Origin of the sequence: Cryobacterium sp. PH31-O1 (assembly GCF_030063455.1) — a bacterium.
Lineage (GTDB): Bacteria > Actinomycetota > Actinomycetes > Actinomycetales > Microbacteriaceae > Cryobacterium.
The window spans coordinates 304,770-329,124 of sequence record NZ_JASITB010000002.1 but is presented as its reverse complement, the minus strand read 5'-3'; the positions used below and the strand labels follow the sequence as shown (position 1 = coordinate 329,124).

General features: G+C 65.7%; 25 protein-coding genes and 1 pseudogene. 13 read left to right on the top strand and 13 right to left on the bottom strand.

Annotated elements, in window-relative coordinates; all coding sequences use genetic code 11:
- Positions 1-7: 7 nt before the first annotated feature.
- Positions 8-448 (bottom strand): MarR family winged helix-turn-helix transcriptional regulator, encoded by a 441-nt coding sequence (locus tag QMK31_RS06325; protein ID WP_283500088.1) that lies wholly within the window; start codon positions 446-448, stop codon positions 8-10.
- Between the two features lie 48 nt (positions 449-496).
- Between QMK31_RS06325 and QMK31_RS06320 the strand changes: the two genes are divergently transcribed.
- The 6 genes from QMK31_RS06320 (at position 497) to QMK31_RS06295 (ending at position 6,596) form a co-directional block, all read left to right on the top strand.
- Positions 497-739: a hypothetical protein gene (locus QMK31_RS06320; protein WP_283500087.1), complete on the top strand. Its 243-nt coding sequence runs from the start codon at positions 497-499 to the stop codon at positions 737-739.
- A gap of 5 nt (positions 740-744) precedes the next feature.
- A complete protein-coding gene (locus QMK31_RS06315; protein WP_283500086.1) occupies positions 745-2,427 on the top strand; it encodes an aldehyde dehydrogenase family protein in 1,683 nt (560 codons plus the stop codon).
- Between the two features lie 205 nt (positions 2,428-2,632).
- On the top strand, positions 2,633-3,919 hold the full coding sequence (locus tag QMK31_RS06310) for an ATP-binding protein (RefSeq protein ID WP_283500085.1): 1,287 nt from the start codon (positions 2,633-2,635) through the stop codon (positions 3,917-3,919).
- A 171-nt stretch (positions 3,920-4,090) separates the two neighbouring features.
- Positions 4,091-5,173: an ATP-binding cassette domain-containing protein gene (locus tag QMK31_RS06305; RefSeq protein ID WP_502852677.1), complete on the top strand. Its 1,083-nt coding sequence runs from the start codon at positions 4,091-4,093 to the stop codon at positions 5,171-5,173.
- On the top strand, positions 5,170-6,162 hold the full coding sequence (locus tag QMK31_RS06300) for an ABC transporter permease (RefSeq protein WP_283500083.1): 993 nt from the start codon (positions 5,170-5,172) through the stop codon (positions 6,160-6,162). Before QMK31_RS06305 ends, QMK31_RS06300 begins: the two co-directional genes overlap by 4 nt.
- A gap of 29 nt (positions 6,163-6,191) precedes the next feature.
- Complete coding sequence (locus QMK31_RS06295; protein WP_283500082.1) at positions 6,192-6,596, top strand: VOC family protein; 405 nt, start codon at positions 6,192-6,194, stop codon at positions 6,594-6,596.
- A 9-nt stretch (positions 6,597-6,605) separates the two neighbouring features.
- On the opposite strand, the gene QMK31_RS06290 is transcribed toward QMK31_RS06295, so the two are convergent.
- A complete protein-coding gene (locus tag QMK31_RS06290) occupies positions 6,606-7,457 on the bottom strand; it encodes a LysR family substrate-binding domain-containing protein (RefSeq protein ID WP_283500081.1) in 852 nt (283 codons plus the stop codon).
- A 73-nt stretch (positions 7,458-7,530) separates the two neighbouring features.
- On the opposite strand from QMK31_RS06290, the gene QMK31_RS06285 reads away from it, so the two are divergent.
- On the top strand, positions 7,531-7,968 hold the full coding sequence (locus tag QMK31_RS06285; protein ID WP_283500080.1) for a DUF5997 family protein: 438 nt from the start codon (positions 7,531-7,533) through the stop codon (positions 7,966-7,968).
- 57 nt (positions 7,969-8,025) lie between these two features.
- Here QMK31_RS06285 and QMK31_RS06280 read toward each other — a convergent pair whose 3' ends face one another.
- Positions 8,026-8,700 carry an alpha/beta hydrolase gene (locus tag QMK31_RS06280; protein WP_283500079.1) on the bottom strand — a complete coding sequence of 225 codons (675 nt, stop codon included), beginning with the start codon at positions 8,698-8,700 and terminating at the stop codon, positions 8,026-8,028.
- 231 nt (positions 8,701-8,931) lie between these two features.
- On the opposite strand from QMK31_RS06280, the gene QMK31_RS06275 reads away from it, so the two are divergent.
- Positions 8,932-9,516, top strand: a complete 585-nt coding sequence (locus QMK31_RS06275; RefSeq protein ID WP_283500078.1) for an NUDIX hydrolase family protein — start codon at positions 8,932-8,934, stop codon at positions 9,514-9,516.
- Between the two features lie 61 nt (positions 9,517-9,577).
- Here the strand turns inward: QMK31_RS06275 and QMK31_RS06270 are convergent, their stop codons facing one another.
- From QMK31_RS06270 to QMK31_RS06250, 5 genes are all read right to left on the bottom strand, one after another.
- Positions 9,578-10,567, bottom strand: coding sequence for a nucleoside hydrolase (locus QMK31_RS06270; RefSeq protein ID WP_283500077.1), 990 nt, complete (start codon positions 10,565-10,567; stop codon positions 9,578-9,580).
- 100 nt (positions 10,568-10,667) lie between these two features.
- Entirely contained in the window at positions 10,668-11,159 is a 492-nt protein-coding gene (locus tag QMK31_RS06265; protein ID WP_283500076.1) for a GNAT family N-acetyltransferase, read from the bottom strand.
- Between the two features lie 104 nt (positions 11,160-11,263).
- On the bottom strand, positions 11,264-12,862 hold the full coding sequence (locus tag QMK31_RS06260) for a DEAD/DEAH box helicase (protein ID WP_283500075.1): 1,599 nt from the start codon (positions 12,860-12,862) through the stop codon (positions 11,264-11,266).
- Between the two features lie 392 nt (positions 12,863-13,254).
- Positions 13,255-13,893: a DUF1684 domain-containing protein gene (locus QMK31_RS06255; RefSeq protein ID WP_283500074.1), complete on the bottom strand. Its 639-nt coding sequence runs from the start codon at positions 13,891-13,893 to the stop codon at positions 13,255-13,257.
- 5 nt (positions 13,894-13,898) lie between these two features.
- A complete protein-coding gene (locus QMK31_RS06250; protein WP_283500073.1) occupies positions 13,899-14,426 on the bottom strand; it encodes a hypothetical protein in 528 nt (175 codons plus the stop codon).
- Between the two features lie 57 nt (positions 14,427-14,483).
- Between QMK31_RS06250 and QMK31_RS06245 the strand changes: the two genes are divergently transcribed.
- Both QMK31_RS06245 and QMK31_RS06240 read left to right on the top strand, forming a co-directional pair.
- Complete coding sequence (locus QMK31_RS06245) at positions 14,484-14,924, top strand: EVE domain-containing protein (protein ID WP_283500072.1); 441 nt, start codon at positions 14,484-14,486, stop codon at positions 14,922-14,924.
- 37 nt (positions 14,925-14,961) lie between these two features.
- On the top strand, positions 14,962-16,227 hold the full coding sequence (locus QMK31_RS06240) for a hypothetical protein (RefSeq protein WP_283500071.1): 1,266 nt from the start codon (positions 14,962-14,964) through the stop codon (positions 16,225-16,227).
- 35 nt (positions 16,228-16,262) lie between these two features.
- Here the strand turns inward: QMK31_RS06240 and QMK31_RS06235 are convergent.
- Positions 16,263-16,586: pseudogene (locus QMK31_RS06235) on the bottom strand (response regulator transcription factor); the annotation flags it as partial.
- Here QMK31_RS06235 and QMK31_RS06230 point away from each other — a divergent pair.
- Entirely contained in the window at positions 16,471-16,956 is a 486-nt protein-coding gene (locus QMK31_RS06230; RefSeq protein WP_349361547.1) for an ATP-binding cassette domain-containing protein, read from the top strand. The pseudogene QMK31_RS06235 and the gene QMK31_RS06230 overlap by 116 nt on opposite strands.
- Before the next feature lie 59 nt (positions 16,957-17,015).
- On the opposite strand, the gene QMK31_RS06225 is transcribed toward QMK31_RS06230, so the two are convergent.
- The 3 genes from QMK31_RS06225 to QMK31_RS06215 form a co-directional block, all read right to left on the bottom strand.
- The gene (locus tag QMK31_RS06225) at positions 17,016-17,510 is read right to left on the bottom strand and encodes a SprT-like domain-containing protein (protein ID WP_283500070.1); all 495 of its coding nucleotides are present in this window, start codon (positions 17,508-17,510) and stop codon (positions 17,016-17,018) included.
- Between the two features lie 61 nt (positions 17,511-17,571).
- On the bottom strand, positions 17,572-18,729 hold the full coding sequence (locus QMK31_RS06220) for a PQQ-dependent sugar dehydrogenase (RefSeq protein WP_283500069.1): 1,158 nt from the start codon (positions 18,727-18,729) through the stop codon (positions 17,572-17,574).
- Positions 18,730-18,907: 178 nt separating this feature from the next.
- Positions 18,908-19,120: a tetratricopeptide repeat protein gene (locus tag QMK31_RS06215; protein ID WP_283500068.1), complete on the bottom strand. Its 213-nt coding sequence runs from the start codon at positions 19,118-19,120 to the stop codon at positions 18,908-18,910.
- Between QMK31_RS06215 and QMK31_RS06210 the strand changes: the two genes are divergently transcribed.
- Positions 19,115-19,450 (top strand): hypothetical protein, encoded by a 336-nt coding sequence (locus QMK31_RS06210; RefSeq protein ID WP_283500067.1) that lies wholly within the window; start codon positions 19,115-19,117, stop codon positions 19,448-19,450. The genes QMK31_RS06215 and QMK31_RS06210 overlap by 6 nt on opposite strands.
- 227 nt (positions 19,451-19,677) lie before the next feature.
- On the opposite strand, the gene QMK31_RS06205 is transcribed toward QMK31_RS06210, so the two are convergent.
- Complete coding sequence (locus tag QMK31_RS06205; protein ID WP_283500066.1) at positions 19,678-20,562, bottom strand: spermidine synthase; 885 nt, start codon at positions 20,560-20,562, stop codon at positions 19,678-19,680.
- A 286-nt stretch (positions 20,563-20,848) separates the two neighbouring features.
- Here QMK31_RS06205 and rpoB point away from each other — a divergent pair, with 286 nt between their 5' ends.
- A complete protein-coding gene (rpoB, locus tag QMK31_RS06200; protein WP_283500065.1) occupies positions 20,849-24,340 on the top strand; it encodes a DNA-directed RNA polymerase subunit beta in 3,492 nt (1,163 codons plus the stop codon).
- Positions 24,341-24,355: the final 15 nt, after the last annotated feature.

Genomic DNA, 24,355 nt, shown 5'->3' with positions numbered 1-24,355 from the left:
CGCGCGATCAGGCGGTTGCGGCCATCACTCGGTGCAGTGCGTCGCGCAGGGAGGCGAGCTCCGCCAGGGGAAGGTTGAGGGCGGCGACGACCCGCGGCGGAATGGTCTCGGCTACCGCGCGCAGGGCCGTGCCCTCGGGTGTCAGGGTGATGTCGAGCGTGCGTTCGTCGGCGGCACGGCGCTGGCGGCTGACGTAGCCGGTCGTTTCCAGCCGTTTTAACAGGGGCGAGAGGGTGGCCGGCTCAAGGCAGAGCGTCTGGCCGAGGCCCTTAAGCGTGCGCGGGCTTTCATCCCAGAGGGCGAGCATCACCAGGTATTGGGGATGCGTGAGGCCGAGCGGCTCGAGAATCGGGCGATAGAGGGCGATGACATTGCGGGAGGCGATCGCCAGCGCGAAGCAGACCTGGTTGTCGAGAGCGAGGGGGTTCTCGAGCGTTGATGATGTCATGGGGCGTTCCGTTTCGTCTTCGTGCGTTTAGTTAGTACACTAACAGTTATGACACACGGTAAGGAATCCCACCCGCGCAGCAAGGGACCCGGCGGCTTCACGGCCTGGCTCAACGGTCGACTGTTTCCCATTCTTGGGCCACCGCCGGTCGGTCCGAGCGGCTCCGATCTGCTGCCAGCGGCGCCCGCGCCGGTGCGAGCCTGCCCGGTCTGCGCCCAACCGATGGACCAGCACGACATCGACCGCACCGGCGAGCGTACCCAGCTGCACTGCCCGGTTGTGGCACACTAGGCGCAATGAACACCGCTGGGCTCGACCGTGCTATCGCCGAGCTGAATGCCGGCAGTGAGCGGTGGGCGGCGACCGCCCTTGCGGCGCGCGCCGACCTGCTGGCCCGCACGGCGGCATCCGTTGCCGTCGAGGCCGAGCGGTGGGTGGCCGCCGCAGCGCGCGCCAAGGGCCTCGAGCCGTCCTCGCCGCTGATCGGCGAGGAATGGCTGACCGGTCCCTACGGCGTGCTCACCGCACTGACCACGCTCAGGCGCACGCTGCGAACGATCAATTCGGGGCGCAACCCGCTCGACGGCAAGCGGTTCGGGCGGGCGCCGGGCGGTCGCGTGACGGTGGCCGTGCTTCCGCACAACCCCTATGACGGTCTGCTCCTGCACGGATTCACCGCCCGCGCCTGGCTCAAACCGGGCATCACGACGGCAGAGGCCCGCGCGCACGTCGGACTTGGCCAGCTCACCCCGTCGGCGCCCGGCGCGGTCGGGCTCGTGCTCGGCGCCGGAAATATCTCTTCCATCGCGCCGCTCGACGTGCTCTACGAGCTGGTGGCGCACAATCGGGTCTCGATCCTCAAGCTCAACCCCACCTTCAACGGTCTGCTGCCGGTCTATCAGGCGGCTCTCGCCCCACTCATCGACGCCGGACTGCTGCGCATCGTGACCGGGGGTGCCGAGGTGGGCGGCTACCTCGCCCACCACGCCGGCATCAGCCACGTACATATCACCGGCAGCGCGGCCACCCATGATGCAATCGTGTTCGGAGGTGCCGATTCGCCCCGCCTCGATAAGCCGATCAGCAGCGAGCTCGGCGGTGTCTCGCCGATCATTGTGCTGCCGGGCCGGTGGAGCGCCCGCGACCTGCGCTACCAGGCCCAACACATCGCCACCATGCGGCTGCACAACGGCGGCTACAACTGCATCGCAGGCCAGGTGCTCGTGCTCAGCGCCGCCTGGCCGCAGAAAGCCGCGTTCCTCGACGCGGTGGAGGCCGCCCTCACGGCCGCCCCCGCGCGCGCGTCCTGGTACCCCGGCAGCGACGAACGGATGCGCGCTGCCCGCGCCGCCTATCCTGCCTCCCGATCTCTGGTCGGCGGGCGTCTGCTCGTGGAGACCGCGGATGCCGCGGTGGGGGCAGCATCCGCTTCAAGTGAAAATATGCTCGTCACGGAATACTTCGCACCGGTGCTCGGCGTACTGGAGTTACCTGGAATCGGGCAGGCCTTTCTCGACACGGCCGTCGAAACGGTGAACCGCGACTTTCTCGGCACTCTCGGTGCCAATATTCTCGGACTTCCCGGCACTATTCGGCGGCTCGGGCCGGGATTCGAGCTGGCCGTGGAACGTCTGCGCTACGGAACCGTCGCGATCAACGCCTGGACCGGCGTGGGCTTTCTGTCCTCGGCGGCGCCGTGGGGCGCGTTTCCGGGTCACACCCTAAAGAATGTGGGCAGCGGTATCGGGGTGGTGCACAACGCGCTTCTGCTCGATGGGGTCGAACGCACCGTCGTTCGGGGACCGTTCCGGCCATTTCCGCGCTCGCTGCTTCACGGCAACTGGGCGCTGCTGCCGAAACCGCCGTGGTTCGTGTCGTCCCGCAGCGGCACGCGCACCGCCCGCCTGCTGACCGAATTCGCGGCGCACCCGTTGGCGCGCAGGCTGCCGCGCATCCTCGCTGCCGCCTTTCGCGCCTGAATTTTCCCCCGTGCATGGGCCCGCCCCCGCATAACTCCTGCAAATTACCCGGGGCCTCGAATAGTTGAGCGTGTTTTCGGGACTCGTTAGAATTTGCCGGCCGAATTGCAGGAGTTATGCGCGGTGGGCGGTGCAGAGGTGGCCGGCGGGGGCGCAACAGCTGGTGCAATAGATTGGCAGTACACCCAAAGATGCGAGGTTCACGATGACTGGCTGGCGACTGCGCGATTTTCACTCCGACGATCTGGACGGCATCCTGCGGCTGTGGGAAGAGATCAAGGCCTCCGACACCGAGCCGGTGTACGGCCTGTCCGAGGTGCTCGCCTCCTGCCAGAAGGACCACGCCGTCGTTGCCGTGCACGGTGACGAGGTGGTTGGTGCGGCTGTCGGCCGCGCCGCCCACGCGCAGGGCTGGATCGTCTTTCTGGCGACCGCCGCGAAATGGCAGAGCCAGGGCATCGGCACGGCCATGCTCGCCGCACTCGAAGCGCGCATGGCCCCGCACGGAATGACCAAACTTTCGGCGCTCATGCCCGAATCCGAAGCCAAGATTGATGCCTTCCTCAACCGTGGTTTCGAGGTGAAGAAGAACCTGCGCTACTTTGAGCGGCACATTCCCGTGCAGCGCGAGGAGCTCAAGCTTCTCGGTGAGCTCGGTGGGCGGGTGCTGCCGCGAGACCTGTGGCAGAAGGTCGGCGGCATGGCCCGTGAGAAGGAACTGCTCGAGCGCCGCCTGGTCATGCCCCTGGCCAAGCCCGAACTGGCCGAGCAATACGGAGTCTCGCCGCCCAAGGCCGTCGTGCTGTTCGGCCCTCCCGGCACCGGAAAGACGACCTTCGCCAAGGCGATCGCCTCCCGCCTGGAATGGTCATTCATCGAGGTCTTCCCGTCGCGCCTTGCGGCCGACCCGCAGGGCCTCGCCGGGGCGCTGCGCGAGACGTTTCTGAAGATCTCCGAACTCGAACACGCGGTCGTCTTCATCGACGAGGTCGAGGAGATCGCCGCTCAACGCTCTGGCGAACCGCCGTCGGCGATGCAGGGTGTGACCAACGAGCTGCTCAAGATCATCCCGGCTTTCCGCGAACAGCCCGGACGCCTGCTGGTTTGCGCGACCAACTTCATTCGCGCGCTCGACTCCGCCTTTCTCCGGCACGGCCGCTTCGACTATGTCGTGCCGATCGGGCTGCCGGATGTCGCCGCCCGCCAGGCCATCTGGGAGCGTTACATTCCCGAGACGGTGTCGCACGAGGTTGATCTCGCCATTCTGGTGGAACAGAGCGACGGATTCTCTCCGGCCGACGTGGAGTATGCCGCCCACCGGGCCTCCCAGCACGCCCTCGAGAAGGCTCTGTACCAGACCGGTGACGGGCCGGTCATCAACGGCCCGAGCACCGAGGACTACGCCCTGGCGATCTCCGAAACCCGCCGAACCGTGTCCGACGAGGTCGCGGCCGAGTTCCTCGAAGACATCGAGCGGCTCGCGCGGCTCTAGCGAAGCGGATGCCCGGCCCACCTTGTGGCCCCGGGCCCAGTTTGTATCATGGGCCCGCGTTCCGGGCCCGGGCCCCGTCCGAATCGACATCCGCGGTTGTCGAAATTGGGGAGCGTTACTAGCATTGCAGGCAGCTTGCACTTCTCCTCTCGATACCCCCCCCAGCAAGGAATCTTCGTGATCATTGAGGCCCAGGGCCTGACCAAGACCTACCAGTCCAAGAGCGGGCCGGTGCACGCTCTCGCCGGGCTCGATCTGCAGGTTCCGCGCGGAACGGTCAAGGCGTTGCTCGGCCCGAACGGCGCCGGCAAAACCACCGTCGTGAAAATGCTCACGACCCTGATTCGACCGGATGCCGGCACCGCCGTCATCGACGGAATCGACGTCGTGCGCCACCCCAAATCGGTGCGCCGCATCATCGGGGTATCTGGCCAGTATGCCGCCGTCGACGAGAACCTCACCGGTTTTGAAAATCTGGAAATGGTCGGCCGCCTGTACCATCTGGGCGGCGCGGCCGCCCGCCAGAGGGCGCAGGAGCTGATCGACCTGTTCGAGCTCACCGCTGCCGGCAACCGGCCGGTGAAGGGGTTTTCCGGTGGCATGCGGCGGCGCATCGACCTTGCCGGCGCGCTCGTAATCAACCCTAAGGTGCTCTTTCTCGACGAGCCGACGACCGGGCTCGACCCGCGCAGCCGCATCGCGCTGTGGGACGTCATCAAACGGCTCGTCGCCGACGGCACGACCGTGCTGCTGACCACGCAATACCTCGAAGAGGCCGATCAGCTCGCTGACGACATCGTCGTTGTCGACGACGGCCGGGTCATCGCTGAGGGCACCTCCGATCAGCTCAAGGCGCAGATCGGCGGACACCGCGTGGTTGTCGCGCTCGTCGATGCGGCCGACGGCGCGGCTGCCCGCGACATACTGGCCCGGTACGGCTCGGGAAAGCCGTCGGTGTCGACGGACGGTCGCGGAGTCGAAGTGGCCGTCACCGACGGCCCGACCGCGCTGCAGAACATGCTCGCCGACCTGCGCGCCGCCCAGATCAACCTGCACGACGCCGGCATGCGCCGCCCCACCCTCGACGATGTCTTTCTCAAGCTCACCGGCCACAAAGCCGATCCCAACGCGACCGACGACGACTCGGATGCCGGCGGTCCCAAGCTCACCAAACGGGCGCAAGCCAAACGGGACCAGACACGAGCGGCGAGTGCAGCGGATGCCGACGCGGCAGATTTGGAAAGCGTCAAATGAGCCCCCGGCACGCCAGCCTTCCGGCCAACGACGCCACGGCCAAGCCTGCGGCCACCGGTTCGGCGACGATCGGATCTGCCCGGACCCTCACGGACCCTGGCGAGACCCCGACGGCTGAGACCCTGATGGCTGAGACCGGTCCGACCGGGACGGGATCCCGCGTGAGCATACTGCCCCCGTTGCCCAGCTGGAACCCACTGTCTCTGTGGTATTCCGACGGTTGGACCGTCACCAAGCGCAACCTCATTAAGATCAAGCGCTCACCCGACATGCTTGTCTTCGCTGTGATCCAGCCCATCATGTTCGTGCTGCTGTTCAGCCAGGTATACGGCGGAGCTATCGCGGTGCAGGGCAGCGATTACACCCAGTTTCTAATGGCCGGCATTTTCGCGCAAACGGTCGTGTTCGGGGCCACATTCTCGGGTGCGGCTATGGCGCTCGACCTCAAGGAAGGCATCATCGACCGCTTTCGGAGCCTGCCGATGAACGCATCCGCTGTGCTGATTGGTCGAACGAATGGCGACCTCGTGTTGAACACCATCTCCATGGTCATCATGATGGCCACCGGCTTGGCGGTCGGTTGGCGGGTCACGACCTCGCCGCCCGAATTTCTGGCCGGAGTCGGACTGCTCCTGCTGTTCGGCTACGCGTTCAGCTGGGTGATGGCGCTGCTCGGCATGAGCGTGAAGAGCCCGGAGGTCATCAACAACGCGTCGTTCCTCATCCTCTTTCCGCTAACCTTCGTCTCGAACGCCTTCGTGCCGAGCGAGACCCTGCCCACCGTGCTGCGGGTTTTCGCCGAGTGGAACCCGGTGTCCTCGCTCGTGCAGGCCGTGCGGCAGCTGTTCGGGAATCTCGGTACCGCGCCGGTTCCCGATATCTGGACCATGCAGAACCCGATTCTGACCGTTCTCATCGGCATCGCGGTGATGCTGCTGGTGTTCGTACCGCTGTGCATCCGTAAGTTCGCCTCGATCAGCTCCCGCTGACCGATTTTCTCGACGAAGGAGTCACCCTCATGGTCCAGCACCAGTCCGAGCACGCCGTCGGCATCGTCGCCGGCTTCAGCGGATTCGCCGTTTCCGATCTCGACGCCGCGCGCACCTTCTACGCCGAAACACTCGGTCTCGAGGTGACGGTCGGGGAGATGGGCATGTTACGCATCGCGCTTCCCGGTGGTGCCACCGTCATCGTCTACCCAAAACCGGAGTTCGTGCCGGCCACCTATACGATTCTCAACTTTGCGGTCACCGACCTCGACGCCACCGTCGACGAGCTCACCGAGCGTGGCGTGGATTTTCTGCGTTACGACGGATTCGAACAAAACGACAAGGGCATAGCCGCCGGCGGCGGGCAGGGACCTGACATCGCCTGGTTCACCGATCCGTCGGGCAATATTCTGTCGGTTTTGAAGAACCCGTAAGCCGGGGCGTTAGCGGCCGCGGCTCTTTCCCTTGTTGGGGTTCTTCGTCGGCCGGGTGCGGCCCGGGGAGTTCTCGACCTTCTTGCGCACGGCGGGTTTGGCCTTAGCCGCCGCGACCCGAATGGCTTTCGCGGCGGCCTTGGCCTTATCGGTCTTCTTGGGCTTGCGCGGGGGCTTCGGCGGCCGCCCATCGTTGCGCGATGGCGCCTCATCGGCTTCAGCGGATGCCGCAGCGTCGGCCGCCGCCGCTCCGGTATCGGTGCGGGAGCTCGCTTTCGACCGTCCGCGCACGATGCCGATGAAGTCCTCGATGTCGTCGGTGGTCTCCCGGGCGATCCAGGCCAGAGCGATCTGGGTCGGGGCGACACCGGTCACCGGGCGGGACACGACGTCCTTACGACCGTACAGCCGGGCTATCGAGTGCGGCACGATGATGATGCCGACGCCGGCGGCGACCTGCTCCATGGTTTCGGCGAGGTCGCGCATCGGCGGGAGGGCACGTCGGTTGCCGTCACGCACTTCGTCGGCGAGGTCGCGCCACTCTGGAACGTCGTCGGGGTTCTGCAAGAGATGTTCGCCGGCGAGGTCGGCCAGCAGCACGGTCTCGGACTGCAGGATCTCGTGATCCTTGGAGCCGACGACCACCGCAATTTCGTTGTACAGGTTGATGACGCTCAGGTTGATGTCGTCGATGGGCAGGCGCACGAGGCTCACCTCGGCTCGGCCGTCGTGCAGTACCGCAATCTGCTCGGCGGTCTCGGTGCGAAACACGGTGAGCGGAACGTCGGGGCGGCGGTCATTCCAGATGCGAGTCCACTTGGTAGGGGTCACACCGGCGACGAAGGCGATGGAAAAGCTCACCGGCGTCCTTTCTCGGGTAGTTGAGCGTGCGTTTCGCCCAAACGAGGGCTCTCTCAGGCTATACGCTGGAACAATGAGTTCCGAGAAGAAGCCCCAGACCATGAAGCCCGCCACGGCGGCCCAGAAACTCGGGATTCTGCTCGACGCGGCACCGGCTACGTTTCAGACCGAATTTGTCAGCCGCACCGAGCTTGCCGAGCTTATGGCGAACCCGCCGGAATGGCTGGTCGAGTTGCGCGCCAACGGTCCGCACCCCCGTCAGGTCGTTGCCGCCAAGCTCGGCGTCTCGATCTCAGGCCTGGCCCGCAGCGAGATCGTCGACCCGCTGACCACCGCCGAGATCGCCGCCCTTCTGCAGCAGCCGCCGGCCTGGCTCGTGCTCGAACGTTCCACCCAGGCCGGCGTGCGCGCCGACCAGATTGCGGTGAAAGACCGCGACGCTCACCGTGCGGCCAAGAAGGCGCACGTCGAACGCCAGGCCGCCCAAGAGCAGGCCAAGCGCGACCGCTAGTCGCGTCGCGACCGGGCAGCGGATGCCGGGCTGCGGCATCCGCTTGGCTGGCTGCGTCTAGGTTGTCGGTTCCACCGCGACGTCTACGTACTGCACGCGCAGAAAGTTGACCACGTCACCGAGTTCGGCCGGCGAGATCGAGTGGGGCAGCCCCTCGTAGATGCGCTCGGTCATGGTGCTGTGGCCGGGCAGCCAGGCTTGGGTTCGTTCGATCGCGCTCGCCGGAATGACACCGTCGGCCGTGCCTCGACCCCAGAACACGGGCAGTGGCTGCTCGGCAAGTACGGCATCGCCGGTCTGCGGGCCGCGCGCGATGAAGCCTGAGAGGTTTACCGCGAAGCTGAACCGGTCGGGCGCGGCGCGCAGCAGCTCGAGCGCCATGGCGCCGCCCTGCGAGAAGCCGAGCAGACCGACGGATGTTGGCTGCTGCGGCAGGGCATCGAGCCAGGCGAGCACCGCGGCAACGGCGACGGCGACGGTGGCCGGATCGGGGCTGCCAGGTTCGCTGATTGGAAACCAGGCCCAGCCGTCGGTGACGGGCGCCGGAGCCGGCAGCGGCGCCCGCAGTGCCGCGATCACCGGCTCGAGCGGCAGGTGCGGGGCAAGCGAGAACAGGTCGCCTTCGTGCGAGCCGTAGCCGTGCATGATGATCAACAACGGGCGGTCATCCCGGTCGGTGCCGGTCGCCGACCAGAGTACGGCGGCGTTGTCGATGGGGGTGCTGGTGGTCATGGGGATCCTCCCGGGGTTCGTGACGTGTCGGCGCCGCGCATCTCCATACTTGCACCGCCCGGTGTCGGGGGCGAATTCAGGAAACCCGCCGAGGGGCCCAACGTCGTAGCGCGGTTTGATGGGGTTTCGGTCGGTTCCCACTGGCCCATTTGCTGAATACGCCACGGCGGGAACACGGTACCGATCCCGTACGGGTGCGCGCGGCGGGCCGGCGTAGGACAGAATGGCACTATGAGCGTGCGAACCCCTGACCCAGACCCGGACTGGACGCCGAAGCCCCCCGCGGGAGCCCAAAACACGAACCCGGGCTGGCTGAAAGACGTCGAGCTCGCCGAGATTCGCCGCCGGTTGCCGATTCTTTACATCGAGGCCGTGCCCGTGCGGGTCGACGGCCTCGGCCAGGTGGTCGAAGTCGGAGTGCTCCTGCGCGCCCGTCCGACGGGCGAGATGACCCGCACGCTGGTCTCCGGCCGGGTGCTCTACGGCGAGACTCTGCGCGACGCGCTGTTTCGTCACCTCGAGAAGGACCTCGGACCGATGGCTTTTCCGCAGCTGCCGGCCAGCCCGGTGCCGTTCACCGTCGCCGAATACTTTCCCATGCCCGGAATCACCGCCTACACGGATGACCGCCAGCATGCCGTCTCGCTGGCCTACGTCGTTCCCGTCTCCGGCACCTGCGATCCCCGCCAGGACGCGCTCGAGATCACCTGGATGACCCCCGCCGAAGCCGCATCCCCTGGCGTCTCGGCCGAAATGGAAGGCGGCCGCGGCACCCTGCTCCGTGCCGCGCTTGCCTCGGTGGGCCAGCTGTACTGACGCGCTCGGGCGCAAACGGATGCCGTGCGGCAGGTTGGCGCACGGCATCCGTTGTGGGGGCCTAAGCCGGCAGCGCCGAGCCGAGGCCGAGCGTTTCGAGGAAGAGCTGCACGTACCGATCGACGTCGACGTCGAGGGCTACCTCGGCGGCTTCCCATTGGCTGGCGAGACCGTGCATGATGTCTTCGCCGGGATGCGTGCGCTTGTCGACGAGCGTCTGGCCGCGGCCGTAGCCGGAGAGCTGCACACGCAGCGGCAGCATCGCCGTTTGTAGTGCGTCGGGGTCGACGAGCGCGCACAGGGCGCCGGCGTCGCCGATGAGACCCGTATATTCGGCGTTGCGACCCGACCCCAGCGCGACCCGGTTGCTCAGGAGTCGACCGACAACGTGGGCGAGGCCGGAATCGCTGTGCGCGAGCGCGACGGCGACCTGCTCCGGAACGGAGACCTGGTTGAACACGTCGAGTCCGTACATGAAGGTCGGCACGCCGGAGTCGAGAACGATTGCGGCGGCCTCCGGATCGTGCCAGACGTTGAATTCGGCGACGGCCGTGGCGTTGCCGACCGTGGTGGAACCACCCATGAAGACGATGCGCTGAATGTTGTCGACCACGTCGGGGTATTGGCGCAGCAGCAGTGCCAGGTTGGTTTGCGGCGCGAGGCCGACCAGGGTGACCCGGTGCGGGCTGGCCCGAATCAGCCGGTGCATGAGCTCGATCGAGCTGATCGGCTCCGCCTTTCGGTTGGTTGGCGGAAGCTGCAGCGTGCCGAGGCCGCTCTCGCCGTGCACGTGCGCGGCCGACCTGGCCGGTTCGAGCAGGGGACGCCGGGCACCGGCGGCGACCGGAATCTGCGGCGCTTCCGCGACGTCGAGAATGCGCAGGGTGTTATCGACGACGCGTTCCAGCGAGGCATTGCCGGCCACACAACTGATGCCGAGCACGTTGATGCCGGGGTGCGCGAGCGCGAACAGGATAGCCATCGCGTCATCGACGCCGGTGTCAACGTCGAGGATGACCGGGATGGCCTCGGGGGTCGTAGAAGGAGTCATGCGTTCACTGTATTGCTATGAATCCGCCCAGAATTCCCATTGCGGGCAATTCGGGCCGGAAACGCGCTGAATGGCGAAATTTGCACTTGTGAGCATGCCGCTAGCGCGCTAATCGCACCTCGTGCAGCTTCTCGCCGAGTACCTCTTCGGTGCGTTCGTGACCGTCGGCGAGGTAACCGTTGCGGGCATAGAAGGCGTGTGCGCGAGGGTTATCGGCAGCGACCCAGAGCGACGACGGGCCGGGGTCGACGACGGAATCGAACAGCTTCTGGCCGATGCCGGTGCCGTGCTGGGCGTCGAGCAAATACATGAAGAACAGCTCGTGCGCGGTGGGCTGATCGTCGTCGCGGCTCGGTCCGCTGCCGGCGAAGCCGACGATCTCGTCGTCAACGAGCACGACGCTTTGGCGGTACTCGGATCCCTGGGTGGTGAACCGACGCCACATGGCTGCGAGGCGCTGCGGCCGCAACTGGCTCAGGGCCGCCTCGCTGAGCAGGTGATCGTAGGTTTCATGCCAGCAGGCGGCGTGTACGCGGCCCAGGCTTTCGGCATCGGCTTCGCTGACGGGTCGAACGACAACTTTGGTGTTCATGATTTCACACTAACCGTGTTTGCGGGTGGTCCCGAACACAGCAATGGGCCGGCCTCAGGGGAGACCGACCCATTTCACGGCTGGTTCAAGCGGATGCTGGTGGCTCAGCCCTGCGAGCGGCGCGGAGCCGAACGGCCGGCTCCACCCTCGCGTGGACCGCGAACGAGTCCGCCGACCTGGAGGCTGCCCACGCGGGGTCCGCCGGAACGGCCGGCGGCCGAACCCGTGCGGGGCGCGCTGGCGGCGCCGGCCGGACGACCGGACCGCTCGCGACGGACGCCACCGGCCGAAGCCGAGTCGCTGCTACGGCCGCGGCCGCCGTCGGTGCGCTCCGTGCGGGCACCCTGGCGGGCTCCGTCACGGCTTGCGCCGGCATCGCGACCGCCACGGCTGGAATCACCGTCACGGCTGGGGCGACCACTGCGCTCACCCTGCGAACGGCCACCCTGCGAACGGCCACCCTGCGAGCGACCGCCCTGCGACTGGCGCTGCTGCTGCGGCGCCTCGACCCGGGGAGCCGGCTTGACATAGGCGGCGATATCGCCGACGAGCGCGTCGACGGCGGGGGAGGAAGAATCCACGCGCTGCGGGGTCACCTTGATGGCGGCCTTGCGCAACAGGGCATCGGTGTCGCGCTTCTGCTCTGGCAATACCACGGTGACGACGTCACCGGCGCTGCCAGCCCGGGCGGTTCGGCCCGATCGGTGCAGGTAGGCCTTGTGCTCGGCCGGCGGGTCGACGTGGATGACGAGTTCGATGTCGTCCACGTGCACGCCGCGAGCGGCGACATCCGTTGCGACGAGAACCTTGACGGTGCCGGCGCTGAAGGCAGCGAGGTTGCGGTCACGGGCTACCTGCGACAGGTTTCCGTGCAGGTCGACGGAGGGGATGCCGGCGTCGGTGAGGCTCTTGGCGAGCTTCTTGGCCTGGTGCTTGGTGCGCATGAAGAGGATGCGACGGCCGGAGCCGCTCGCGAGCTTCTGCACGAGTTCCTTCTTCGCGTCGACGCCAGAAACTTCGAACACGTGGTGGGTCATGGCCGAGACGTGGCTGTTGGCCTCGTCGACCGAGTGCATCACCGGGTCGTGCAGAAAGCGCTTGACGATCTTGTCAACGCCGTTGTCGAGCGTGGCGGAGAACAGCATGCGCTGGCCGTTGCCCGGCGTCTTGTCGAGGATGCGGGTGACAACGGGCAGAAAGCCGAGGTCGGCCATGTGGTCGGCCTCGTCGAGAACGGTGATCTCGACGGTGTCGAGGTTCACGAAGCCCTGCTTCATGAGGTCCTCGAGGCGGCCGGGGCAGGCCACGACGATATCGACGCCGGCCTTGAGGGCGGCGACCTGACGTCCCTGCGACACACCGCCGAAGATGGTGGTCGTATTGAGGCCGTAGGCCTCGGCGAGCGGGGTGATGGCGTTGGTGATCTGCGTGGCGAGCTCGCGGGTCGGCGCGAGGATGAGGCCGAGCGGGCGCCCAGGGCGACGCTTGCCGCCGGCCAGGTTGCCGCCAAGACGCGACACCATCGGAATCGCGAACGCGAGCGTCTTACCCGAGCCGGTCTTGCCGCGGCCGAGCACGTCCCGACCGTTCAGGGTGTCAGGAAGGGTATCGACCTGAATGGGGAAGGCGCTATCGATTCCCTGGGACGAGAGAACCTTAACGAGGGGTGTCGGCACGCCGAGCGCGCTGAAAGTTGTAGACAAAGTGGTGCCTTTCGGGCATCAGTCTCCTCGCCCGTTCGGTTTACCGCGCTGCGGCAATCAAACCAGGAGGATTCACATGGCGAAGGTGCCGAGGGGCACATCCGTTCGCCGTAAGAATGATTCATTCGAAAAATCAGGCTAGCCCTGGTGGGCCGCCGGATAGAGAAGAGGGCGTTCTACGACGCAGCGAGCGCAACTACGCACTCACAAGTACTCTCACTCTAGCGGATGCTGTCAAATCGGCTGGGTTCGGCGGCATCTGCCCCGTCTTCACGCGTGCTACCTGGAGGCCCGTACCGAACCGCGGAAATTATTGGATATTTGGGGCGCCGTGGGCTTGAAACGGGTGAATCTGGAAGAATGTCCGCAGTTATGAACGGCCACCCCGCTAGTTAGGAGTGGTCGCCGTGGTACAGCTCGCCGACGGGCACCTCGACGTTGATGATATTGCCGCTCTGCGGCAGCGGGCAGGCCCACATCGGGTCGTAGGCGCAGGAGGGGTTGTAGGCGAAGTTGAAATCGAGAATGACACTGTCGTCGCCGACACCAGGGCCGAGGTCGGCGCCTTTAATAGTGTCGAGCAGGTAGCGTCCGCCGCCGTAGGTTCCATCGTTTTTGCCGGCCAGAGCGTCTTTCAGTGGAAGGAACAGTCCGCCGCCGTAGCTCGCGAGGCGCCACACGTCGAGAGAGCCCAGGTAGGGCAGTCGCACGGTTCCCACCAGATCGAACGTTACGGTGCCGTCGGTTCCGGTCTCCACGTTCAGCCGATAGGGCTGTTCGGCCCGGTGCACCTCGGCCTCGAACCGCCAGTCGGGGTCGTAGGCGGCGACCGACAGCCCGGTAAACGCCGAACGGTCGTCGGGCAGCAACGGCGACGACGGATGCCCGGCGAACAGTTCATCTCGCCCCGACCGCCACAATTCGTGCCCGCTCTGCGGACTGCTCGCGCTCAGCTGACGCACCCCCGCGTACAGTCCGGTGACTCGACGACGCCAGTCGGCGATCTGCAAGGCTCCGAGGGAAGAACTCATACGGGCTACGCTACCGCCGCGGGCGGCACAAAACTGGGGTCGTCGATGCCAGTGTCGTGCTGCCAGGTGGGCGCGAGGCGTTTGAGGCGCAGCATGCGCCACTGCCAAAACGCCCAGAAGGTCGGCCAAAGCGCGAGGCTCGCCGGGCGGCCGCGAAAGATGAGCTGGTCGCGGTAGAGCGTTTTGCCCGTTCCGGCCGGATCGGGCGCGATGGCCATGCGGTGGTCCCACAGGGTGACGGCTCCGAGCGCCCCGGACACACCGCGGCCGGTATCACGCACGATGCGCACACCGTCGGGCCGGTGGGTCGAGTTGGCGAGCCGAATGATCTGGGTTCCCATCGGTACGAGGCCGAGGGCGCTGAACACGGCGGGGTGTTCGCCGGGCTCCCACCGGGTGGGAAACCCGTCGGCTTCGAGCGATTCGGCCACCATGAACGGGCTCATCACCTCCCGAAAGACTGCGGGGCTGTGAATGGCATGCCAGGCGGCATCGGGTGTGCAGTCGAGAATCTCTTTGAGCAGTACGCGCATCTGCCCAGTCTGGTTGACGGTGGTCTGCAGTACAACTGGATGCAGTACAAATGAAGGGTGGCAATTCGGTTCTGGCTCGGCGTTGTGCACCGCGAGCACGTGCTGCGCGGGGTCGATCTGGGCATCGCCCGCGCCAATCGCGGTGCCGGCGACGTGATCGCGCAGATGGGTGAGGCCGACGGCATCGTCTACTACTCGCCGAAGACCGCGATCGAGGGTGATCCGCTCAAGGAATTCACCGCAATCGGTCGCATAGCGGATGCCTACGCCTATCAGGTGGGCGACCCCGGAAGCGCGTGGCGGCCGTGGCGGCGCCGGGCCGACTACGACCTGGATGCCTGGCCCACCAGCATCCGCCCGCTGTTGTCGGTACTGCAACTGACCCGCGGCAACCCGGACTGGGGTTTTCAACTGCGCCGCGGTGTGCTGGAGATCTCGCGGCACGACTTCGAGATGATCCGGCAGCAGATGCGCCGGCCCTCCGCTGACGACCGGTAGAGCGTTCGGTCAGCAATCCCTTATTAGACTCAAGCCCATGAATGGCGATCTCTGGTGGGTACCCTCGGTCATCGTTATCGGCCTCGTTGTGGCCGGAGTCTGGGCGCTGGTGACTGCCTCGCGGCGGCGTACCAGGGCCAGGCTCGGGCAGGTGAGCGCGGCGGCCACCGAACTGGAGCGCAGCGCGGCGAGCAGCTTGGTTCGCGCCGACGACCTCGTGCAGGACGCGACCGACGAACTCAGTTTCGCGATCGCGCAGTTCGGAGAATCGTCGACGCGGGAGTTTGCGGCGGCGCTCGCTACCTCCAGGCGGCAGCTCAGCGACGCCTTCGCACTGCAGCAGAAACTTGACGATGCCGTGCCAGACAGCGCTGCCGAACGCACCCGCTGGAACCAGCAAATTGTGCAGCTCGCCGACGAGGCGACCAGCCGCCTGACCAGCCAGGCACGCGATTTCACGGCCAAGCGCGGCGTGGAGCGCAACGCCCCGCAGCAGCTCGACGAACTGCGCCGCCGACTCGATCGGGTGGTTGACCGGGTCGCGGGCGGTGCGAGCACCCTCACCCGGCTGGGCCTGAGCTATTCTTCGGCAGCGCTCGCGCCGATCAGTGGCAACGTCGGCCGGGCCCGCACGGCTCTGGACGCGGCCCGGGCGAGTGCCGATGCTGCGGCGGCGCGCCTCGACGCGGCATCCGCTGAGCCGGTCGGCGAACAGTTGCAGGCCGCAGAGCACGCCCTGTTCCAGGCCACGCAGCTGCTCGATGCGATCGAAACTGGCGAAGATCAGCTGCATCGCGGCTTTGCCAACCTGCAGCAGGCACTGGACGCTGCCGGCGCCGAACTCGCCGAAGCTCGCGCCCTGCGCGATGGTCACGAGGAATCCGGCGCGAGCGCGTCGCTCAACCAGGTCATCACCGAAGCCGCTTCGGTGCAGGCGTCTTTGCGGGAGCCCGGACGCACGAGCGACCCGGCTGCGGATCTTGCGGCTTTGGAAGCGGCGATGAACGGGCTGGACAGCATGCGCTCTGAGGCGCGCAACCGCCAGCTGCGCCTTGACAATGCCCGCACCGCCCTGGCCGGCGCGCTGCTCACCGCGCGCAGCCAGATCACCGTCACCCACGACTTTGTCGCCGCCCATCGCAGTCGGGTGCAGGCCGCAGCCCGCACGCGCTTGGCCGAGGCCGAACGCCAGTTGGCGCTCGCCGTGGCTGAGGCCGACCCGGTGACCGCCCTCGACACCGCCCGCCGTGCGATGACCCATGCAACGGATGCCGACGCCCTCGCCCGCTACGACACGCACTGAGCGGAACGAGGCCGTTCGCGAGAGGCCGTTGCCGGCTAGCGAACGATGCCCAGGCGGCGCGCAGCGGACACCGCTGCGGTACGAGACGACACGTCAAGCTTGGAAAAAATGTGCACGAGGTGCGACTTCACGGTGGTTTCGGTCACGAAGAGTGCGGCCGAGATCTGGGTATTGGGCAGGCCCATCGCGACGAGTTCGAGGACTTGAATTTCTCGCTTGCTCAGACTGATCTGGGGTGCGCGCATGCGATTGAGCAGCCGACTCGCGATGACGGGAGCGAGGGCGCTCTCGCCGGCAGCAGCAGCCCGCACGGCCGCAATGAGTTCGTGCGGAGGCGCGTCCTTCAGGAGGTATCCACTGTTCGAGATCGAGGAGGGCGCGCAGGCCCGCGCGCACGACCGGATGCTCGCGGCCGTTGGATTGGCCGATCACGGCCACAAGCGTCGGCATCAGCTATCGGGCGGCCAATGTCAACGAATCAATATCGCTCGCGCCCTCATGAACAACCCCAGCGTGTTGCTCGTTGACGAGCCGACGAGTGCCCTCGATCAGAAGCGCGGCGCCAGCATCATCGAGCTCATCCTCCAGCTCACCATCGACCTCCACACCCCTACGCTTCTCGTGACCCACGAGCTGGTTCACCTGCCGCGAATGCACGCGGTCGTGCACATGATCGATGGGCGACTCGCCATGACCAGCGGGACCGTTCAGCAAAGCGTGTCTGCCTAAGCCCTGTGCGCAGTCACGCAGGTGCGCAGTCACGCAGGTGCGTACGAACGCGCTCTGCGCTAGGGGCCAGCGGATGCCGCGGCCCGGCGTCGGATCGCCGGGGTGATCTCGCGACGCAACCAGGTGATGGCGTGCGCCTGGTCGAAGCGGCGGGCGCACAGGCCGCAGGCCAGGGGGCGGATGGGCTGGCGATATCGAAAGTGCGTGTGCCCGGCGGGGCAGGTGCCGACCCAGGGGGCGAGCTCGTTGGCGATCTCACCGTCGTGGGTGCGCTTGCCGTCGTAGCCGAGGTCGTGCGCCATTTTCTTCCACCGCGGACCGTGTCCGGCGCGCGGACCGGCCAGAGCGTGAGCCAGCTCGTGCAGCAGAATCTGGTGCACGTCGTCGTCGGAATACCGCGAGGCGAGGTAGCGCGACACGGTGATGTGCTTCTTGCTGAAATTGCACAGGCCCGCCCGCTTCTTGGCGTTGTCGAAGCCGAAGGACCAGCTGGGATCGAGGTGGAGCACGATGAGCGCGTCAGCCCACCGGCGCACCTGGGCGAGGTCGGCCATCAGGGAGTCGCCGTTCCTGCGTCGCCGTCGGCCACCAGGGCCAGATCGGGGGCATGCATCATCAGGGCGCCACCTTCACTTGATAGAGCCGATCATCGCCGGCCGCCGGAGAGCCCCGGCCATCGGTGTTATTACTCACAAACCACAGTGTGCCAGCCGGCCCCGACACCACGTCGCGCAACCGCCCGAAACTGTGTACAAACCACTCGGTGGGGGTGTCGGTGGAGGAGGCATCCGTGATCGGGATGCTCCACAATCGTTCCCCGCGCAGACTCGCCATGAAGATGGTGTCGTTCACGATGGCGATGCCGCTTGGGCTGGCCTGGTCGGTCGACCACTGCTGTTCCGGGTCGAGATATGCCGGGTCCCCAGCCTGGCCTTCGACGAGCGGCCAGCCGTAGTTGCCGCCGGGAACGATGCGGTTGAGCTCGTCCCAGGTGTTTTGGCCGAACTCGCTCGCCCAAAGCTGGCCGCGCGAATCCCAGGCCAGGCCCTGCGGGTTCCGATGCCCGAACGAGTACACGAGCGTGTTGAACGGGTTTTCTGCTGGTACCTGACCGGTCGCGGTCAGGCGCAGAATCTTGCCCCCGAGAGCGTCAAGGTCCTGGGCGTTGGCGGTGTTCCCGGCGTCCCCGATGCTCGCGTAGAGCAGTCCGTCCGGGCCGAACGCGATGCGTCCGCCGTTGTGATTGCCAGCCCGCGGAATGCCGCTGAGAATGACGGTGGGCGCCCCGAGGGTGTGGCTGCCGGGGGAGCCGGCCAGCGGCATCCGCTCGATGCGGTTGTCGGTCGCCGTGGAGAAATAGGCGTAGACCCAGCCGTCACCGCCGGGAGCCGCTTCGTCGGCCAGAAAGGCCAGGCCCAGCAGCCCACCCTCCCCGTTGGGTTCTGCAGCCTCGACCGTGCCGGTCTCCCGCAGGCTTCCGTCGGGCAGCAACTCGCGCACCAGCGTCGTGTCGCGTTCGCTGATGAGCGTGGCGCCGTCCGGCAGTCGCAGAATCGACCACGGAGCCGCAAGGCCCGAGGCGATCACCACCGGTTCGCCGAGCGGATGCACCGGCGTCAGTCCCGCAGCTGCACTGTCGCTGGGCATGGATTGGGCCGGTGTGAACGTCGTCGGTGTGGCGCGCGGCGCTTCGGCGCTGCATCCGCTCAACGTGAGAACCAGCAGCGCAGCAGACGCGGTGAAAACCGCGTGACGCCGCACAGGATCAGTCACCGTTCACCTCGCCTTCGTGGTGAACACAGCATGCCCGAGAACTCGTTCGCCGGCTACTTTCCGGCTGGAATGGGGGCATAACTCCTGCAATTTCTGGTCGAACACATCGGGTCCCGCATGATTCCGCGCCAGTTTCGATGGTCTGCGCGAAATTGCAGGAGTTATGCGCGAGCGTAGGTCAGGCCGGCAAGCCGCGCGCCGCGATGTGCGATTCCACGACGGCCACCGCGAGCAGCGAGCTGTCGAGTTCGTCGGCGTCGGCGCCGTCTTTCTCGCGCAGAAACACGGCCGCGGTGAAGTCCGCCAGTGCGCCATCGAAGTTGCCCTGGTCGAAGTACACCTTGCCGCGGTGCTGCCTTGCGTAGGCGGCGAGGCGGGTCCATTCGTGCACCTCGGAGTCGAGGATGCAGTGGGTCAGCTCGCTCGCAGCCTCGTCGAGCTTGCCCTGGAACTGCAGAACCTGGGCACGACGGATGCGACTGGCCACGGCCTGCTCCCGGTTGCCGGTGAACCGGGACTGGCGCAGCGCCTCGTTCGCGATCTCCCAGGCCTCGTCGAGCCGACCGACCAGGCGCAGCAGGGCGACCTTCTCGTTGAGCGCGGCCAGGCTGCGCAGGTTGCCGAGTTCTTCAAGGCGTTCGCCGGCGGCCAGCAGGTCGACTTTTTCGCGCAGGGTGATGGGGTCGTAACCGATGATGAAACTCAGGGTGTGTTCCTGTAATGACGAGGGCGGCCGGGGCCGCAGGGGGAAGGAAGGGTGCCTCCAGAATACCGCCGCCGGTGCAGATCCGGCCTTCGTTCGAGCAGTGTCGCGCGGTGCGCGGTCTAATTCGGGGGAAGTTATCCAGGGTGCCGTTCAAAACTGCGGAGATTTACGGTTGTTCGCCAAGATAGGAGTCGGGTGAGCCGAATTGGGCAAAATCTCCGCAGTTCGGAACGGATGCTCCGCTAGTGCCCGATCTGAAAGACCGTGCGGCCCGGCAGCGGCGACTGCGTCGAGGTCTCGTCGGTCGCCACGAGCGATCCGGCCATGAATGCTTTGAGTTCGGTACCCTCGATGACCTTGGCCGGGTGCGGTCCGTTCGCCAGCAGCCGCGGGATCCAATTCAGGTCGATCGGCGTGTGCGCTGCCACGAACACGATGTTGCCGAAGCGGCGGCCCTTGAGCACCTGCGTTTCGGCGAAACCGATCACGTGTTCGAACACCGCCGAGAGGGTTGCGGCCTGGCCACGCGCGAACGCGAGCCCGGGGCCATCCGCCACGTTGACGGCGAGCACACCGCGGGGCGAGAGCAGCGGGGCGGTGAGAGCGAAGAATTCGCGGCTCGTCACGTGCTTCGGGGTACGCGCTCCCGAAAAAATATCGACCACAACGAGGTCGACCGCACCGTGCAGCCCGGCGGGCAATTTGCCGAGCACCTCCCGGGCATCGCCGTGGCGCACCCGCAGCTGGGCACGTTTATCCCACGGCAAAACCTCGCGCACGAGGTCGATCAGGTCGCTTTCAATCTCGACGACCTGCTGGCGAGACCCGGGCCGGGTCGCTTCAACGTAGCGGGGTAATGTGAGCGCCCCGGCACCGAGGTGCACGGCCGTGATCGGCTCGTGCGGGTCACCGAGCAGGTCGATCACGTGCCCGATGCGCTGGATGTACTCGAAGAACAGCTCATCAGGGTGATCGATATTCACGTGCGACTGCGGGGTGCCATCAACGACGAGCTGAAAGCTGCCAGGCGTGAACCGGTCAGGTTCGATCACCGCCGTGTGCCCGCTCAACTTCAACACGACAGACGGATGCCCGTTGGTCGCCTCACCCTTACGCCCAGTACTCATAGTTCCAGTGTGCGCCCTTCGAACGAGCCACCCGTGCGGCTGCGCTTCACCATCCGTTTCGACGGAGGGTGTTATACCTGAGACTTTACGTAATCGCAAGAATTAGGTGGACATACCATTCATTCGGGCATATAGTTGATCCTTGCGCTCCCAGACAAACTATGCCTTCATATTGCGGTCGGCTTTGCGTGTTCAAGCCACCTTGAGGCACACCTCTTATGAGGGTCTGCGGAGTCATCACCAATAACAGTAACTAGACCTGACGGGGTCCACGGAGGTTATTTCCTTGGCTGCTGCGCGCAACGCAACCACCAACTCACCCAAGAACGGCCGCTCCCACGAGCGTCTGTCGTTCGCAAAGATCAGCGACCACTTGAACGTTCCGGATCTGCTTGCTTTGCAGACCGAGAGCTTCGACTGGCTCGTCGGCAACGACATCTGGAAGGCTCGCGTCGCCGAGGCCCAGAAAGCCGGACGCCAGGACCTGCCCAATCGCACCGGACTCGATGAGATCTTCGAGGAGATCTCGCCCATCGAAGACCTCGGCGAAACGATGCAGCTGTCCTTCACCAATCCGGAGCTCGAGCCGGAGAAGTACACCATTGACGAGTGCAAGGAAAAGGGTAAGACCTACTCCGCACCGCTCTACGTGAACGCCGAGTTCATGAACCACCTCACCGGTGAGATCAAGACTCAGACCGTGTTCATGGGTGACTTTCCGTTGATGACCCCCAAGGGCACCTTCGTGATCAACGGCACCGAGCGTGTCGTCGTTTCGCAGCTGGTGCGCTCCCCGGGCGTGTACTTCAACCGCGAGCAGGAGAAAACGTCTGACAAGGACATCTACTCCGCCCGCGTCATTCCCAGCCGTGGTGCCTGGCTTGAATTCGAGATCGACAAGCGCGACCAGGTTGGCGTGCGCATCGACCGCAAGCGCAAGCAGTCCGTCACCGTCTTCCTGAAGGCACTCGGACTGACCAGCGAGCAGATTCTCGAAGAGTTCAAGGGCTACGCCTCGATTGAGCTCACCCTTGAGAAGGACAACATCCTCACCAAGGAAGAAGCCCTTAAAGACATCTATCGCAAGCTTCGCCCCGGAGAGCAGGTTGCCGCTGAGGCTGCCCGCGCACTCCTGGACAACTTCTTCTTCAACTCCAAGCGCTACGACCTGGCCAAGGTTGGTCGCTACAAGATCAACCGCAAGCTCGGCCTTGAGGCTCCGCTGAGTGACTCCGTACTGACGCTCCAGGACATCCTGGCCACCATCAAGTACCTCGTCGCCCTGCACGACAACCAGACCACCCTCAAGGGCCTGCGCGACGGCAAGATGACCGACATCAACATCGACATCGACGACATCGACCACTTCGGTAACCGTCGTATCCGTGCCGTTGGCGAGCTCATCCAGAACCAGGTGCGCACCGGCCTGTCCCGCATGGAGCGCGTCGTTCGCGAGCGCATGACCACGCAGGACATCGAAGCGATCACCCCGCAGACCCTGATCAACGTGCGCCCCGTCGTTGCCGCGATCAAGGAATTCTTCGGAACGAGCCAGCTGTCGCAGTTCATGGACCAGAACAACCCGCTCGCTGGCCTCACGCACAAGCGCCGTTTGTCTGCGCTCGGCCCGGGTGGTCTCTCCCGTGACCGCGCCGGCGTCGAGGTGCGAGACGTTCACCCCTCGCACTACGGCCGCATGTGCCCCATTGAGACCCCGGAAGGCCCGAACATTGGCCTGATCGGCTCGCTCGCCTCGTTCGCGCAGATCAATGCGTTCGGTTTCATCGAGACGCCGTACCGTCGTGTTCTCAACAACAAGGTCACCGAGACCATCGACTACCTCACCGCGAGCGAAGAGGACGACTTCATCGTCGCCCAGGCCAACGCGCCGCTCACCAAGGACTCGCACTTTGCCGAGGCCCGCGTGCTCGCTCGTAAGAAGGGTGGCGAGGTCGACCTCGTTCCCGCTGAAGACATCGGCTACATGGACGTCTCGCCGCGCCAGATGGTGTCGGTCGCGACCAGCCTCATCCCGTTCCTTGAGCACGACGATGCCAACCGCGCACTCATGGGTGCCAACATGCAGCGTCAGGCGGTGCCGCTGCTGCTCAGCGACAGCCCGCTGGTCGGAACCGGCATGGAGGTCTACACGGCCATCGACGCCGGTGACGTGCTCACCGCCTTGAAGCCCGGTGTGGTCTCCGAGGTGTCGGCTGACGTCGTCACCATTCAGCTCGATGAGGGCGGCACGCAGGACTACTACCTGCGCAAGTTCAGCCGCTCCAACCAGGGCACGAGCTTCAACCACCGCGTGATCGTCAACGCCGGTGAGCGCATCGAAGCCGGCGAGGTTATCGCCGACGGCCCGGCAACGGACCAGGGCGAACTTGCCCTCGGAAAGAACCTGCTCGTGGCATTCATGCCGTGGGAAGGCTACAACTTCGAGGACGCGATCATTCTGAGCCAGAACCTGGTGAAAGATGACACCCTCTCGTCGATTCACATCGAAGAGTACGAAGTGGATGCCCGCGACACCAAGTTGGGTAAGGAAGAGATCACTCGCGACCTTCCCAATGTGTCGCCGGACTTCCTCGCCGACCTCGACGAGCGTGGCATCATTCGCATCGGAGCCGAGGTTCGCCCCGGCGACATCCTCGTCGGCAAGGTCACGCCCAAGGGCGAGACCGAGCTTTCTGCCGAGGAACGCCTGCTGCGCGCCATCTTCAACGAGAAGAGCCGCGAAGTTCGCGACACGAGCCTCAAGGTTCCCCACGGTGAGCGCGGCACCATCATCGGTGTCAAGGTGTTCGACTCGCAAGACGGCGACGACGAGCTCGGCTCTGGCGTCAACCAGCGCGTGGTCGTGTTCATCGCCCAGAAGCGAAAGATCACCGAGGGCGACAAGCTCGCCGGCCGTCACGGCAACAAGGGTGTTATCTCCCGGATCCTGCCGATCGAGGATATGCCGTTCCTCGCCGATGGGACCCCGGTCGACATCATCCTCAACCCGCTCGGTATCCCCGGTCGCATGAACTTCGGCCAGGTGCTTGAAACGCACCTCGGCTGGATCGCGAAGCAGGGCTGGAACGTCGAGGGTAAGCCGAAATGGGCTGCTCGTCTTCCGGAGCAGGCCTTCAGCGCCGCCCCCGGCACGAAGGTCGCCACCCCGGTGTTCGACGGTGCGCTCGAGATCGAGATCGAGGGTCTTCTGGACTCCACGACCTTGACCCGCGACGGCGAACGCCTCATCGGTTCCACCGGAAAGACCCAGCTCTTCGACGGCCGCTCCGGCGAGCCGTTCCCGATGCCGGTGTCCGTTGGCTACATGTACATCCTGAAGCTGCACCACCTCGTTGACGACAAGATCCACGCGCGTTCAACCGGTCCGTACTCCATGATCACGCAGCAGCCGCTGGGTGGTAAGGCGCAGTTCGGTGGACAGCGTTTCGGTGAGATGGAGGTGTGGGCGCTCGAAGCATACGGAGCCGCTTACGCCCTGCAGGAACTCCTGACCATCAAATCCGACGATATCCTCGGCCGCGTCAAGGTGTACGAAGCCATCGTCAAGGGTGAGAACATTCAGGAACCCGGCATTCCCGAGAGCTTCAAGGTTCTGATCAAGGAAATGCAGTCGCTGTGCTTGAACGTCGAGGTGCTCTCGGCCGACGGCACCGCAGTCAGCCTGCGCGACACGGATGACGAGGTGTTCCGTGCTGCGGAAGAGCTCGGCATCAACATTTCCACCCGGTTTGAGTCGTCGTCTATCGACGACATCTAAGCCCGGTCCAAAGAA